This is a genomic window from Candidatus Defluviilinea proxima, assembly GCA_016721115.1.
In the GTDB taxonomy this organism is placed as follows: Bacteria; Chloroflexota; Anaerolineae; order Anaerolineales; family Villigracilaceae; genus Defluviilinea; species Defluviilinea proxima.
Window position 1 is genome coordinate 1 of record JADKIW010000001.1, and the last position, 13,645, is coordinate 13,645.

General features: G+C 39.9%; 12 protein-coding genes and 1 pseudogene. 1 reads left to right on the forward strand and 12 read right to left on the reverse strand.

Annotated elements, in window-relative coordinates:
- Positions 1–192: 192 nt before the first annotated feature.
- From IPP66_00005 to IPP66_00055, 11 genes and pseudogenes are all read right to left on the reverse strand, one after another.
- Positions 193–636, reverse strand: coding sequence for an ABC transporter substrate-binding protein (locus IPP66_00005; GenBank protein MBK9923652.1), 444 nt, complete (start codon positions 634–636; stop codon positions 193–195).
- Positions 564–1,178, reverse strand: coding sequence for an ABC transporter substrate-binding protein (locus IPP66_00010; protein MBK9923653.1), 615 nt, complete (start codon positions 1,176–1,178; stop codon positions 564–566). The genes IPP66_00005 and IPP66_00010 overlap by 73 nt, the downstream gene beginning before the upstream one ends.
- Before the next feature lie 75 nt (positions 1,179–1,253).
- On the reverse strand, positions 1,254–1,961 hold the full coding sequence (locus IPP66_00015) for an ABC transporter permease (GenBank protein ID MBK9923654.1): 708 nt from the start codon (positions 1,959–1,961) through the stop codon (positions 1,254–1,256).
- Positions 1,962–1,974: 13 nt separating this feature from the next.
- Positions 1,975–2,733 carry an ABC transporter ATP-binding protein gene (locus IPP66_00020; GenBank protein ID MBK9923655.1) on the reverse strand — a complete coding sequence of 253 codons (759 nt, stop codon included), beginning with the start codon at positions 2,731–2,733 and terminating at the stop codon, positions 1,975–1,977.
- 194 nt (positions 2,734–2,927) lie between these two features.
- Positions 2,928–3,335 (reverse strand): annotated as a pseudogene (locus IPP66_00025) (NUDIX domain-containing protein).
- 1 nt (position 3,336) lies between these two features.
- Entirely contained in the window at positions 3,337–3,813 is a 477-nt protein-coding gene (locus tag IPP66_00030) for a hypothetical protein (GenBank protein ID MBK9923656.1), read from the reverse strand.
- A gap of 108 nt (positions 3,814–3,921) precedes the next feature.
- A complete protein-coding gene (locus IPP66_00035) occupies positions 3,922–4,443 on the reverse strand; it encodes a hypothetical protein (protein MBK9923657.1) in 522 nt (173 codons plus the stop codon).
- A gap of 30 nt (positions 4,444–4,473) precedes the next feature.
- A complete protein-coding gene (locus IPP66_00040) occupies positions 4,474–5,031 on the reverse strand; it encodes a hypothetical protein (protein ID MBK9923658.1) in 558 nt (185 codons plus the stop codon).
- Positions 5,032–5,066: 35 nt separating this feature from the next.
- Positions 5,067–5,579, reverse strand: a complete 513-nt coding sequence (locus tag IPP66_00045; protein MBK9923659.1) for a hypothetical protein — start codon at positions 5,577–5,579, stop codon at positions 5,067–5,069.
- A 98-nt stretch (positions 5,580–5,677) separates the two neighbouring features.
- Entirely contained in the window at positions 5,678–8,269 is a 2,592-nt protein-coding gene (locus IPP66_00050; protein ID MBK9923660.1) for an SUMF1/EgtB/PvdO family nonheme iron enzyme, read from the reverse strand.
- Positions 8,270–8,298: 29 nt separating this feature from the next.
- Positions 8,299–9,051: a hypothetical protein gene (locus tag IPP66_00055; protein ID MBK9923661.1), complete on the reverse strand. Its 753-nt coding sequence runs from the start codon at positions 9,049–9,051 to the stop codon at positions 8,299–8,301.
- Between the two features lie 646 nt (positions 9,052–9,697).
- Between IPP66_00055 and IPP66_00060 the strand changes: the two genes are divergently transcribed.
- Positions 9,698–11,188, forward strand: coding sequence for a hypothetical protein (locus IPP66_00060; GenBank protein MBK9923662.1), 1,491 nt, complete (start codon positions 9,698–9,700; stop codon positions 11,186–11,188).
- A gap of 434 nt (positions 11,189–11,622) precedes the next feature.
- On the opposite strand, the gene IPP66_00065 is transcribed toward IPP66_00060, so the two are convergent.
- Entirely contained in the window at positions 11,623–13,290 is a 1,668-nt protein-coding gene (locus tag IPP66_00065) for a recombinase family protein (GenBank protein MBK9923663.1), read from the reverse strand.
- Between the last annotated feature and the right edge of the window lie 355 nt (positions 13,291–13,645).

Here is a 13,645-nt window from a genome sequence, read left to right on the forward strand (position 1 = left end):
AAGAACTGTCTGGAAATCACCTAACAAAGCTAGTTTTTTCATGATGGAAAACAATCTCCCGTGTATAGATTTTAGGTCGAAGCTGATTAGCTGATTATAGGAAATAGTCAACACTCTACCATGTCAGCTAATTGGTAGAGTATTGACTATATGTATTTATGATATACACATGTGAATAGAAAGAATACTATTTCAAGGTTCTTTCTGGACAAATTTATTAGTGAAAACATTAATCGGCTCGACTTTGTTGCTAATTACGTTTTGGTCGAATAGAATGTTTATAGTATCTTCCCAGCGTGTATCGACCGAATACCCTAAGCCATATTCCTCCGTAGTGTCCGTCAAAATTAATGGGATTAAAAGATCAAGTTCGCTTGTTATCTTGTTGCGATCCAGTTCGGGGAATTTATTCATCATTATGTCGATGGCTTCACTGCGATGATCGAAAACGTAGTTCCATCCCTTAAATGTAGCATCGACAAATCTCTGAACAAGATCCGGATTATTTTTATTGTCTCGTCTCTTGCAACAATAGAAACTCCATACATATTTATTCCATAATCTTAAGGAATAACTAATGGTTTTCTGACCGGCCTTTGAACTTGAAGTGGTATTTGAGTAAGAAAGCCAGGAAATGCATCAATTTGACCTGTGAGCAATGGCTCAATCCCAAAATTCACAGGTACTTCCGTCACTTGAGATTGATCTATACCATTGCGTTTTAATAGAGCAAGATATTCAGGATATGTAGAACTATTTAAGGCAACACCTATTTTCTTGCCAATTAAATCCTCTAGTTTAGTTATACCCTTGCCGTCCAGTACAGTGAATGAAGTGGGATCATCTTGATATATCACCCCAATCACCTTAATTGGCATTCCACTGGAAACGCCTTGTATTACGTTAGCTCCAGCAGCCAAACTAAAATCAACATCTCCAGTGGCAAGCAATTTCACCGAATCGCCACTACCTGACCCTACGATAATCTCTACATTCATGCCGGCATCTTTATAATAGCCTTTTTCAGACGCTAAGTAGTATGCAACATGTTCTGCGCCAGGCTGCCAATTCAAGCGTAGTTTAACCTCATCGACTTGGCTGGCAGTGTTTTTGGAACAACTTGTTAAAAGGGTTACAACTAAAAGGAGCAACACAATTATTCGACGAAAATTGTTCATGGCAATCCTCCTGTTTGGTGGTTGAATTACTCGACTGGTTCATACCAGCTCATTAGTGATTTTCGAGGAAAGAGATTAGGGAAAATAACACCAACCCAATACTGCTGACGCAAATATAGCACTAAAAATCAATTCCGTGTCTAAATATGCCTGAGCAATCATAATTAGGTGACCAATACCTCTGTCTGCACCGACTAACTCCCCTACAATAGCCCCAACAACACTCAGCGTTATTGCAACTTTAAAACCAGCAAACAAATATGGCATTGAAGATGGAACTTTTAGCTTAATAAAAATTTGAAATGGATGAGCTGAAAGACTTTTCATCAACTTAACCATTTGAGGATCGGTTGATTTTAACCCCTTTACAGTATTCACAACAATTGGAAAAAGAAACCAGCGCAGAAATAAAGATTTTAGGGTAATGCCAAAGCCAAACCAGATCATTATCAAGGGCGCAATCGCCACTACAGGAATTACTTTTGCCATTATTGCATATGGATATATTATTCTCTCAACTAATGAAGATGTATTAATAAGCATTGCCACTACAATTCCAATAACGCACGCCAATAAGAAACCTGATACTGACTCGTACAACGTAACCACCGTATGAAAGTATAAAATTGAATAATCCTTTATCATTCTTTGGATTATTTCAGACGGGGCGGGCAGAATGTATTGAGGGACACTAAATTTTTCGACAATTAATTGCCATGCGATCAAAAGAAAAACAAAAAAGATAAATGGAACTGCCCTCGTAACCAGTTTTGCTCTTAACATAAAACTCTCTCGATTATTTCTCTTTTAAGGCTTGCTGAGTCTCGGAATAAGCTTGATAAAACTCCGGCGACGACAAAATAGTCGTATCCCTTGGTTTGGGCAACTTTACCTCAATAATTTTCTTTATAATGCTCGGCCTTTTTGAAAGCACAAAAATTTTATCAGATAAAAATATTGCCTCATTAATATTATGCGTGACAAAAACCACCGTTCTTTTAGTTACAGAAAGTATGTTTATAAGTTCATCATACATCTCTTGACGCGTAATATCATCTAACGCATTAAATGGCTCGTCCATAAGTAAAATCGGGGATTCTGTAATTAGTGCACGAGCAATCCCTACACGCTGTTTCATACCCCCAGATAACTCCTTTGGAAACGAATTCACAAAATCATCTAATCCAACCAAATGGATATATTCTAAGGCGAGTTTATTTGCCTCAGAATTTTTTACACCCTTTAATTCCAATGGTAGTCTAACATTTTCCAAAATGTTTCTCCAAGGAAATAATACATAATCTTGAAACACAAAACCACTTGCATCTTTTACGAGTCCAAAATCTACCTTGACATCACCTTGGGTTGGCTTAAGAATGTTTGCGATAAGGTATAGGAGTGTGGACTTGCCGCAACCGGATGGTCCAATAAGAGTTATAAATTCATTTTTATTAATTAAGAAAGACAATCCCTTAATAATATTGAGGGTATTGCTGTCTTCCAAGCGATACTCAAAATGAACATCATTAAATTCAATCGCAGCGTGTTTATCCATGAAGGAGATTCATTTCGTAAAAGGAGTATCTAGTTTTTAATACTGTTTATTTTATATTTCAATTCAACGGCATGTATCTGACACAGAATTTCAAATGATAAAAATAACAACTAGATGCCTGAGTTTGAGGCTTAGGCATCTTTTATGAAATTCGACCAAGAAACTAAATTGTTGAGCAATAACAATTGTATTTTCTAGTCAGCTAATAGCCCTTTCTCGTGAAGCCAATCAAAAATGATTTTGTCAACGGGTGAGCTCTTGTCTTTATCTTTATGAGTAAACCAGACCATCTCTGCTATTTCAGAATCAGGAGTTAACACCCCTGTATAATCTGCAGAATAACAAGTCATACGAACAATTAGACCTTCTTTTTTGCCATGCGCTTGAGCCTCAAAGACGCCAACTAATTTTATGGTATCGGGAATTAAATCAATACTCAATTCCTCTTTCGCCTCTCTAATTAATGCTTGATTGTCCGTTTCATCTCCTCCTTTTTCCTCCAGGAATATAATATATATCCTTTCCTTTTGACAAGGTACTTAATATCTTTTATCTACAACATGAATCCATGCTAATTTATCTATGAACGTTGGGTTTTCCATCTTATTTTCTCCTCTTATATAGATTTGTTAGTCGATTTTCAATTACCTCATCAAATTGACTGTTGGTGAGATGATTTACAGAATCGTGCCCCTTCTTATAAAGGGCAAGTAGTTTATCCTCGCTTACTCCATTCCACCAAATCCGTTTCTTCATCCAATCATCATAAGATAATGAGTAATCCATAAAATTGCTTTTTACTAATAAATAATCCTCGATATTTAGTGGCGACTTTTTGAGACTTTCCCAATAATGAATTAAATTATTCGTATATATTTTAGGCTCAAACGCCCTGGATCCGCCATCATAAATTGCACATCTCTCAAGGTAGCAGACCGGATTTGAAACACTTTCAAGTTCGAATTCAATAGTTGACGGATAATCCTTCCTGAAAAAATCTGTGTATTGCAGGTGGTTAGAATTTAAGCGCTCATCAAATTCATAAAGATTAAATATTTGCTCAACGAAAAGTACAGTCATACCTTCAAAACTATCACCTAATCTTTCAGTTAACAATTTTGACAATTCAACGCATGCATCTAAAGCTTTCGATGTGCCAATTGTTATGAACAGCAAACGTTTTGGTTTTTATTTTCCGATAGGATGATCGATTGTGCGTTGCACTGCTTGTTTGATTGTTGTGCCTGTAGCACTAATATCACCGAAACACAAAAGTGATTGGTCTTGCACGCTCCATTTTTCATATGCTGCCTCGGCGATATCAAATCCGCCTTCTTTTGGGACGCGCTGGCTAGAAATGAAGGATACTTCCGAGGTTCTTTCCAGCGTTTTATGAATAATCTCATGTAAGTTGAAATTCAGCCCCCCTCTCAATATATACAATATATCTATAGGGTCGGAGCTCAATTGTTTTGCAATATCTGAAGGATACAGCTTAAGAGCATCAAGAACATTGCTTAAGCCATTACTGAAAATGATTTGGAACTCACTGCCACAGATTTCCGGAGAATTTAGCAACAGTCGCGTTTCCGGTGTTGTAAATACTAATACCTCTAGTTTTTCGTGTAAAACCCCATCGAAGTTCGTTGAATATATGGCAGAATTATCCTGCTGCTGAACGACTTTGGTCAAGGTAAGGTTTTTTGACATAGATATCTCCTCTTGCTAGCGCTTTGATACTCATCCTTTTATTGCCGGATCAACAATTTTTTTATTCAAAATTTTTTGAAGATGGCGCTGAAATCGATACCTTGACTCAATGCCATCAATATCTTTAGTAAAAGTGTCAATCGTTTTATCATTTTTTATTTTCACAATAATGTACAAAAATCTTTTTGGGTAATCAGAAAAAGCTATGCTAAGCTCCTCAATGGTCGACACTTCAATTATTCTTAATCCCCACGCTTTTCCGAGTAATGCCCAATTGAGATGTGAATAACGACTTGGCATCCCCCCTCCGGATTCGTAAATCTCATTGTCCAAAACTAATATGGTAAGGTTATTTAAATCATTAGCTAGCACGCCGAGTGTAGATAATAAGGATAAATCCATAAGATGGCTACCATCTGAATCGAGCGCAATAACTGGCTTACTTTCTCCAACCGCTAGAGCGACACCAATTGATAATGAACAAATCGCTCCCATGCAATCGATAAATAATGTTTGTTCTCGATTTCTCTGAAACATTTCTTCGCCAGTCCGTCCAAGAGACACAACAATTGAGGTTTGTTCAGTCATTTTGCTCTCAACGAAGTCGATTACATCACTGGTATTCATTTTTTTAGCTCACTCAAAAAGCTTGCTTCAGCTACAAGGGCAATGCTAGTCTGACCAGACGAGAGCATACGGAATGAATTCTCCAACATTAGAGATAATTCTGAAATTGATCTTAAGGATTCCCATCTAAATTGCAGCATCTCCAATAAAGGCTGTTGGGTCTGATGATGTGCGATCCCCCACCAATTCCGCTCACCGAATTCACCTCTATGCGATATTAAGTAACACGAAAATAACCTATGCGACAAGTGAAATCGCGCTATTATTTCGCACGCATTTCTGATGCCAGAATTTTCCATTACAGCGAGAGTCTTAGTGCCAGACATATTCAATCCAGTAGAAATACCAACACAATCAGATTCGTGTGCTACCTGAATATATTTAATTCTATTTCCTGCTTGAATTTTTTTACATAATGGGCTGAGGTGTGAATCGGGTAATGCAACAACGGCTTGAATACCCGCCTCTACCAATTTATTATACACTAGTTCCAAATTATCGCCTGACATTTTTAATTACCCCACTTTTTCCAAGGTTCTTATTTTCAATTTCATTCTCAGGGGGATTGGCAACTACTAACCGAAATCCGTAAGAACGAAGATAAGCATCATGGTCTTCCACGGCGATTGGCTGGTCTACAATTGTGATTATCACTAAACCAAGATCCGCCACGCCCGGCACGAAGCCCCTTCCTTACCCGCTTACTAAACATTGCATCTGGTCCTGAATTTACAGGATTCACACAGCTTCCGAAAGGAAGTTCTGAGCAATATCTATAAAAGAGAGATTCTTCATTAGGTAAAACATCAAAAATATCTTCGCACCACTCCCACACATTTCCCAGCATATCAAATAGCCCCCATGAGTTAGGCGGAAAGGTGCCCACCGGCGTTGGATGACCATGTCTCTTGCCTGTATTTAACATATTCATATCAAATGTGTTACCCCAAGGGTAAACAGTACGAGAATCAGCCCGACAAGCGTATTCCCACTCAGCCTCTGAAGGCAGTCGATAGTCTAAATCATCTTGTTCTGATCGCCAAAGGATATACTCCTTAACATCAATCCAGGAAACAAAAACTACTGGGGCGGTTGCTTCTCTCCATGACTTATTAAATGTTTTTTCGTTCATGAAATGAAGTAAAAAATTATCGCCAGAGCCGCGGTATTTTGTTTCAGCACAAAATCTTCTAAACATAGAATTTGTTACCAGCGTAGTAGCCATAAAGAAGGGCTTATCAAATCTAACCTTGTGAACTGGACGCTCATCTGGATATTTTGTGCCTCCCATTAAATACTCACCTGATGGAATTTGCCTGAAAACAGTTCCGTCGGAGGAACGCCAATATCTGGGCTGAGGGTTATCATTACTTAATTCAGGCAGTAACGCATTATCAGTAATAGCTGTGTTTTTTGGGGGAGTTATCTTTGTATCAATTTCTTGATTGTTTTCAGTTTCAATATATTCCTTATTAATGATTCTGAATCTTTCTAATATGGCGGAAGCACTTGGGGGACGGTTTTCAGGGATAGGTTCAAGTAAACTCAATAATGCATTTCTAAAATCTAAATTCCCTTTATAACTCTGGTATAACCATTTTCGATGATCTGGCAAAGGCTTTCCGGCTAATAAATGGACAAGACATACACCAAGTGAATACAGGTCTGATCGGGCATCTGATGTTCCATCACGTTGTTCAGGGGGCATATAACCAATAGTGCCTATAGCATCACCCATAAGAGTAAGTGACTGATTAGAATCAATAAACTTACTTACGCCAAAATCACACAGTAGATATCTGTCTCCTGAAACTAAAATATTTGATAGCTTTATATCTCTATGTAATATACCTGTTTCATGGACAGCCTTTAGAGCTGTAAAACATTTGATCCCAATCCCTAAAACAAGATTCCAATCTGCTTGTCCCCATCTCTCCATGTATTCTTGAAGCGAACCTTCTTCAGCAAGCTGCAGAATGATATACGGAAATCCCTCATTAGTCTCGCCGTATTCGTACAAATCAATTCCCGCAGATTTTCCGCGTAACTTTGCAAGGACTTGCGCCTCTATCTCAAACCTTTTTCTTAATCGCGGATCTTGAGATATTTCAGGTAGGATTATCTTTAATGCGCGAACCTCTTTTAATCCTGTATGGAATACTTTGTAAACAATACCATATCTTCCTTGTCCAATTACCCCTAGCAACTCATAACCAGCAGGAGGGGTAAAGTTAAATAAACTTTTCGACGATTTGGATAGCGACTTAAGCCAGGGTGGCTTGTTGTTGTCATGAAATTCCAGTAATGTTTGAGAGATCTTAATCGATCCGTTTATTAAAGAAACCATCTCTTCTTCTAGTTCAGATGGACCTTGTTTAATATTGTCTTTATGAAATTCATAGCTTTGCCAATAAACATGCCCGTTTTTATGTGAATAGAAATAACATCGAGGTGCATCCATCTTCTCGTCGGGAAGGATTATCAGTATTGGATTAAGTGAATATGCGGTTGACAAATTCGGTGACATTAGCAACGTGACTTGGGGATCAATAGGCTTGTCTAATCGCCATATCTCATATGGGAAAGTTGGATTGCATCCCTGTGCCAATCTAATTACAGCTTCGAAACATGATGGGTTTCTTATAAATCGAACTTCCTCGCATATTACAAATGGATAATTTGCCAAAAATGACAAAGATCGAAAGGCATTCCTAAATACAGGTTCTGCTTCTTCCAAAATATTTTTAGCAGTTAGGCTAGTAATTGTCCCACCATGTACATAATCATTTCTCCATTCAATAAGTTTTTTTACTGATTTTATATATTCGGATTGTTTTCCCTCGTTATTTTTAAGGCATTGTATTATCAATGATGTTAGTTCATTAGTTTCTGATGATTTTTCTACGTTTGATACAACTATTTCCAGAAGTTTTTCCCACGTGCCAAACGAAGGGCTATTTAATTTTACGCGACTCAAGTCCTGTATTAGTTTTTCGTTATTCGTATTGGTTAATCCAAATGATACCGCAACCAAAAACTTGAGAGATGCTTCACTAGCCGACAAAAGGAAACCAAGCTTGTCGTAAGGCTCTCGCGATACCCGATAACGCCGGTATAAATCTGCTAAAGGATATGGAAACAAATATTCATATATATAATTTTCGTTATGGTACTTAGCAAGAATATTTTCGTCTCCCATAAAACTCTCCCTTTTGAATTGTGAAATTATTAGTAATTACTGGCTGTTACATTAGACTCTTCTAGCCCCAATTGATTGTGCAAGAATCTACATCGAGTATATAAAAGATCAGGGTCTTCTGCCGCAAAAATATATTTTTCAATTTTTAGATCAGAAATTAAACTATTTAATTCCAATAACCATTTCTGGTACCAGACACTAACTTTTTTGACCTGATCAGTAGGTATTTCGAGCATTCGCTCTGTCATTTCATCTGGCGTGGTTGACATGTACAGGAGACGTATATGTACACGTGAATTTACATTAGCTATGGTTTTGTACATATTCTCTGTAGGATGACCGCCTCTCATAACAGAATATACATAATTTTGAATATGCCAACCTATTACTATCGCTTTTTCATTTGTTGAGGAGAATAATTCCCTGTCAACGCTTTCCTGTTTTTCGAATATTAGTTGATCATAATTTTCTGACCGAATCCAAGGTAGTGAATTCGCCTCCCCAACAGAATATGCGACGCTTGTATATAAAGGAATCTGATATGTGCTTTCCATATATCTTCCTAAAAGCAATTGCCCGGATGTAGGCAAACCACATATTACATACAGATTTTTTATCATATTTATTCCTCTGTTGTGGAGAATCAAGTTTAACCGGCGTGGTGATGGAAAAACCAGGGTCATTTTATTTAACAGAACCATTATTATTTTAGAAATAACGATAAGCGTAAATGAATAGTCGAAGTATACCTTGATTTTAAAATTTTGTTCTTGATAACTCATATATATCGTCAAAAAACGCTCTTTTTATTCGCCTCATTTGAAGACCAGGCGAAAACTTTGTGGTGCCAATTAATTCCTAAACTGGTTTGATCGACCTGGATTCAAGGCAATGTTGGGATGAGCAATAAATATGATAACTTCTCTCTTTCTACAACAATAGTAAAATTGACTCATGATCTCTTACTGCGAATAATGTAATTCTCATGCCGATTAGTACAGGATACCTACCGCGTGCCCATACCCATGATTGCCCAATTTATGATATTGTCGTTGCTGAACACCCAACTTGGTATTCGGACTGATTTTTCCAATAATATAATCACAGGATTTAATCAGGTGATAACCCTATCCTTTTAACGTAGTTATTGTGTACAGGTCTTGAACAAAGCGTTTTATGGCACGCCGTAAAGTACGTTAGTTATTGAGCTAGGGCGGATTCTGTGTCAAGCTCATACAAGCGCAAATGAAATTTTTTAATTGAGCGAGTGACACTCAAAGAAAGCCCCACATAAGGGGCCTTATTGATGAAACCATCTACTCCGCATCCTGTCCCTCATGCTCAAAAAAGAAGCAATTTTTAACTGGAACAGGTAAAATTATTTGCTTCGCCGTTTTACGTTTCAAATTCTTCATATGAGGTATACATATGGCAGAAACAACTTGGGGCTTACGATTTAATGAAAATCCGAATTACCAGCGCATCGATAAAGGACAAAAGCCAGAAGGGTGTCCAGAGTGGCTTGAGTCGAATCAGTTCCAGACATGGCAAAAGCAGGGGTTGGTCATCTGGAATAACACCGACAGAAAAATAGAGTCATTACATGGAACCGAGGCACTGGAATTATTAAATGCACTGGTATCACAAGATGCCTGGAAATCCAGTGGCGTCTCCATCACCCGTTTGGTTCATCGAATCGAACTAAATCTGCCATCCCGCAAGAAACGAAAGAAAGGTGAGCCAGAGCCTGCAGTTGAAAAGCCGAAGGGCGAGGATGTTTATGAAGAAATCATGCATTTACCACCGGAAGCCGGCTACGAATTAATCGAACTGCTGGAGTCAAAAAAGCAAATTATCACCCAAATGGCAGAGCAGGAAAAGAAGCGTGCTCAAGAGGCACGAAGACAAGCGTGGGACATCTTATTTGAGCTCTCTCATAAGCATGAGATGAAGGAATTTGATTTCAAAACCAGGTCTTTTGAGTGGCAAAGGGATGACGACACTCGCATGACTTGTCGTTATCAGGCTGCCGAAGGAAGGATTTGGCTAGCAGAAGATAAACTCTTCTGGAATACCTGCGTCAAACGAGAAGGTCATGTTGGAAACTCGCACCACTTTATCAAGTTCGCTGAAGCAGTTGATTGGGTGGAAAAGGAGATCGTTAATCTGGCAAATGAGCCAGATGTGAAGAAAGAAGTGGGCATACTAAGTGAAGATGAAATCAAAACAAACCGCCTGCGCTTAAAAACGAAACTCATAAATGGACCCTATTGGATCGATGCTGCCCGGATGGAGCCACAACGGATTACCTACAAAGTCTTAATCGATCTGGAGGCTAAACCTATTTCCTATAAAAGTTTTGAGACAATTTGCGGCGACACCCATAAATTTCCTGATCGCTATCCAACTCCAGGAAAACTTGCGAATGATATTCACCTTGATGCTGGTCATTTCCAAATTAGCCAAATGCTTGGAGACAATTCCGAACACTTTCGGTTTGTTTCACTCACAACTTATTACCAAGAAACATCAGCGGCAGAGCAAGCGCAGCAGGTATGGAATCAAAGCCGGATATTGCAACTGTTCAAAACAGGAGAAATTGTTCGAGGACGGTTTGGATATCAGGAAGTCGAAACAGGATACATTACCTTGCTGGGAGCATGTGGACAGACTGACCATGTATGGCATGAGGAAGAAAACCGGAGTGAATTTATGGAAAGCAAAGCTCTGCGAGAATCTCTGAGTTTTGCTTTGGACGTTAATGATTATCGTGATTTTCTAGGGTTATCCCCCGAATTGATAAGCGACGAAAGACTATTGGAATCCATGCACAAAACCAGGAGTGACTCAAAGTTTATTCCGGATGAGGCAAGAAGAGAAAGCTTGGTATGGCTTGCACAGCACAAACCGCTGGATTAAGTACATCCCGTCAACAAGGAAGCAGTCACTACCCTGCCTACAACGACTCCTTCCTTGACGACAGGGTAGCGACACCAGGGCATCAATCCTACTAAAATTGGATCAGTTGAAGTCAAAACTGCCAATTTTCCGCCTCACAACCGCAATCGGATCTGTCCGGCGGGGTACATATCTGGTATACGGGTATAAGTTTCGTCCTACTTCACTACATACCACAGCCTGACCCCCATATACGGGATGAAACTTCAAAAACAAGATTAAATTTCTCTATATTGCGGAATACTTGTTTACGGGTATTCGATTTCTACCTCATAAACTATCATACCCCGCTCCCCGGTTTTTCATAGTCGGGGAGCCAGTCTTAATAACAACAAGGCGACTCGATTTTGAGTCGCCTTGTTGTTATTTTCTGAATTAGCTTATTGAGGGCAAGATCAATTTGTGCGGGTCGTAAAGTCTGAACGAAACTTTATATGTACCTGTCGGTTTTGATCAACTCGTGCTTCCTTCAAAACTGTGTCCAAGATTCGCTTCTTCAACATAAACACCTGATGTCTCTCCTCCTGGGCTTGAGGATCGGCATGAATCAGCTCAACCATCTCTGACTGCAATTCGGCTACATATTTCTTTATCTGTTCTTCCAAGTCAAGTTTTGTAAAATCGTCCTTCGTTCGCTCAATGGTTGTCAGCCTACGTTGCACTCCTCGTTCCTTCTCATACAGTGCGTTCATCTGGGGAGTGAGCTCTTCATCAGGCATTCGTTCTTTGCAAGCTTTGGTGATGAATTCCTGACGTTCATCGTTTAGCCTTTTGAGTTCTTTATGCAGACGTATTTCCTCTCGCTGCATTTGTTCGTAGTCTTTCTGCAATCGGGAAACTTTAGCCTCCGCTTCAGCCAGAAGGTAAGCTGGGTTGGTAATAAATTCGCTTACCTTCTCCCAGATTTGGGCTTCGGCTTGTTTGGCGCTAATCGACTTGGGGCAATCTGAGGTTCGTAACTCCTTATGCGACTGCGGGCAGAAATAGGTCCCGATGGGAGTCTTGCGCTCGATCCACTCCCCATTTCGGCTGCGACGGTGAGTTGCTGTTTTTGCTTGCCAGGTCAGGTTACATGAGCACTTTAGATGTCCGGAAAGCAGATAGTCATGGCGGATTTGTTGGGGGGAATTGGTTTTATTCCTTTCGCGTTGCGCCTTGAACAACTCATAGGTAGGGATATCGATAATAGGCTCCACCGGGATTTGAAAAGTTTCACCACCACGCGATTGTTCCTTGTAGCCATAGGCATACTCTTTCGCAGATTCAAAAATCCCCTGGATGCTGGAGCGAGCCCAGTGGATATGCCTCGGTGTGCTGCTCCCCTTCTGTGGAGCGTTGCCGGCAATCAGTCTTTCACGGATCTGTGACAGTGAAACACCCTTGTTGTACCATTCAAAGATTTTCCTGACCCAGTCTGCTTCTTCATCAACAACATGGATCTTGTCACCGATACGAATATACCCGTAGCGGTCTTGCCCTGTGTTTGCTTTGCCCGCTTTCAGTCGTGCTTTGACCCCCATTCCCAATCGCTCTTTCATTCCGTCCAATTCCATCTGGGCTGCCCAGGCACGGACAGGAGCGATCTTGGAATCGAAATTTTCTTTTGCCAACAGAATTTCGATCTTATAGTCCTGGACTGTTTCCAAAACCGTCAACATGGAACGCAATCCTCGGTACAGTCTGTCCTCTCGCCAGCCGAGAATGACATCGAACTCATCTCTGGCAGCGTCTTCGAGCATGGCTAACAGACCGGGACGGTCTGAACGACTGCCCGATGGCTCGACCATTTTGTTGCCCACGCGATATTTTTCCACGTCGCGATAAACACGAATCACTTGCAATCCTTTTTCCTGAGCCAGATGCAAGCAATCTGCTTCCTGTTCAATTGGGCTGGAATTTGCCCCTTGTGTTTCTGAAGAGGTACGGATGTAAATCACCGCTCTGCATGTCATTTGGATGTCCTCAATAATGAAAATATTTAAACCTGCCGGTTCAAATATACCGAAGAAAATGAAAGGGTAGGACCTAAGTGTCGCTAAGAAATCAGTCAGCATCGCTGCCATGTATCCCTGCCCTCAAGGGTTCATATCCCCTATTTGATCAATTACACCCTAACTTAGATAGTAGGTACTTATTTTAGACTTCTTCTATCGACACAACGGAAAGACCTGTTAGCCACAGCAACTAAAATTTAGCAATTGCAGAGCCTGTTATGTGGCCGAAATAGGACAGGTGCCGTTGCCAATTTTCACCTCATAACTGCAATCAGATCTGTCCGGCGCGGCATATATCATGAATACGGGTAAATTTCGACCCGCAAACGTAGGCGGCACGTAGGCGGCAAAAGCGACTATTTGTTGATAAAAGCGCCACTTGTGAGATCGTCTCACAAGTGGCGCTTTCTTTTATAATAATGAA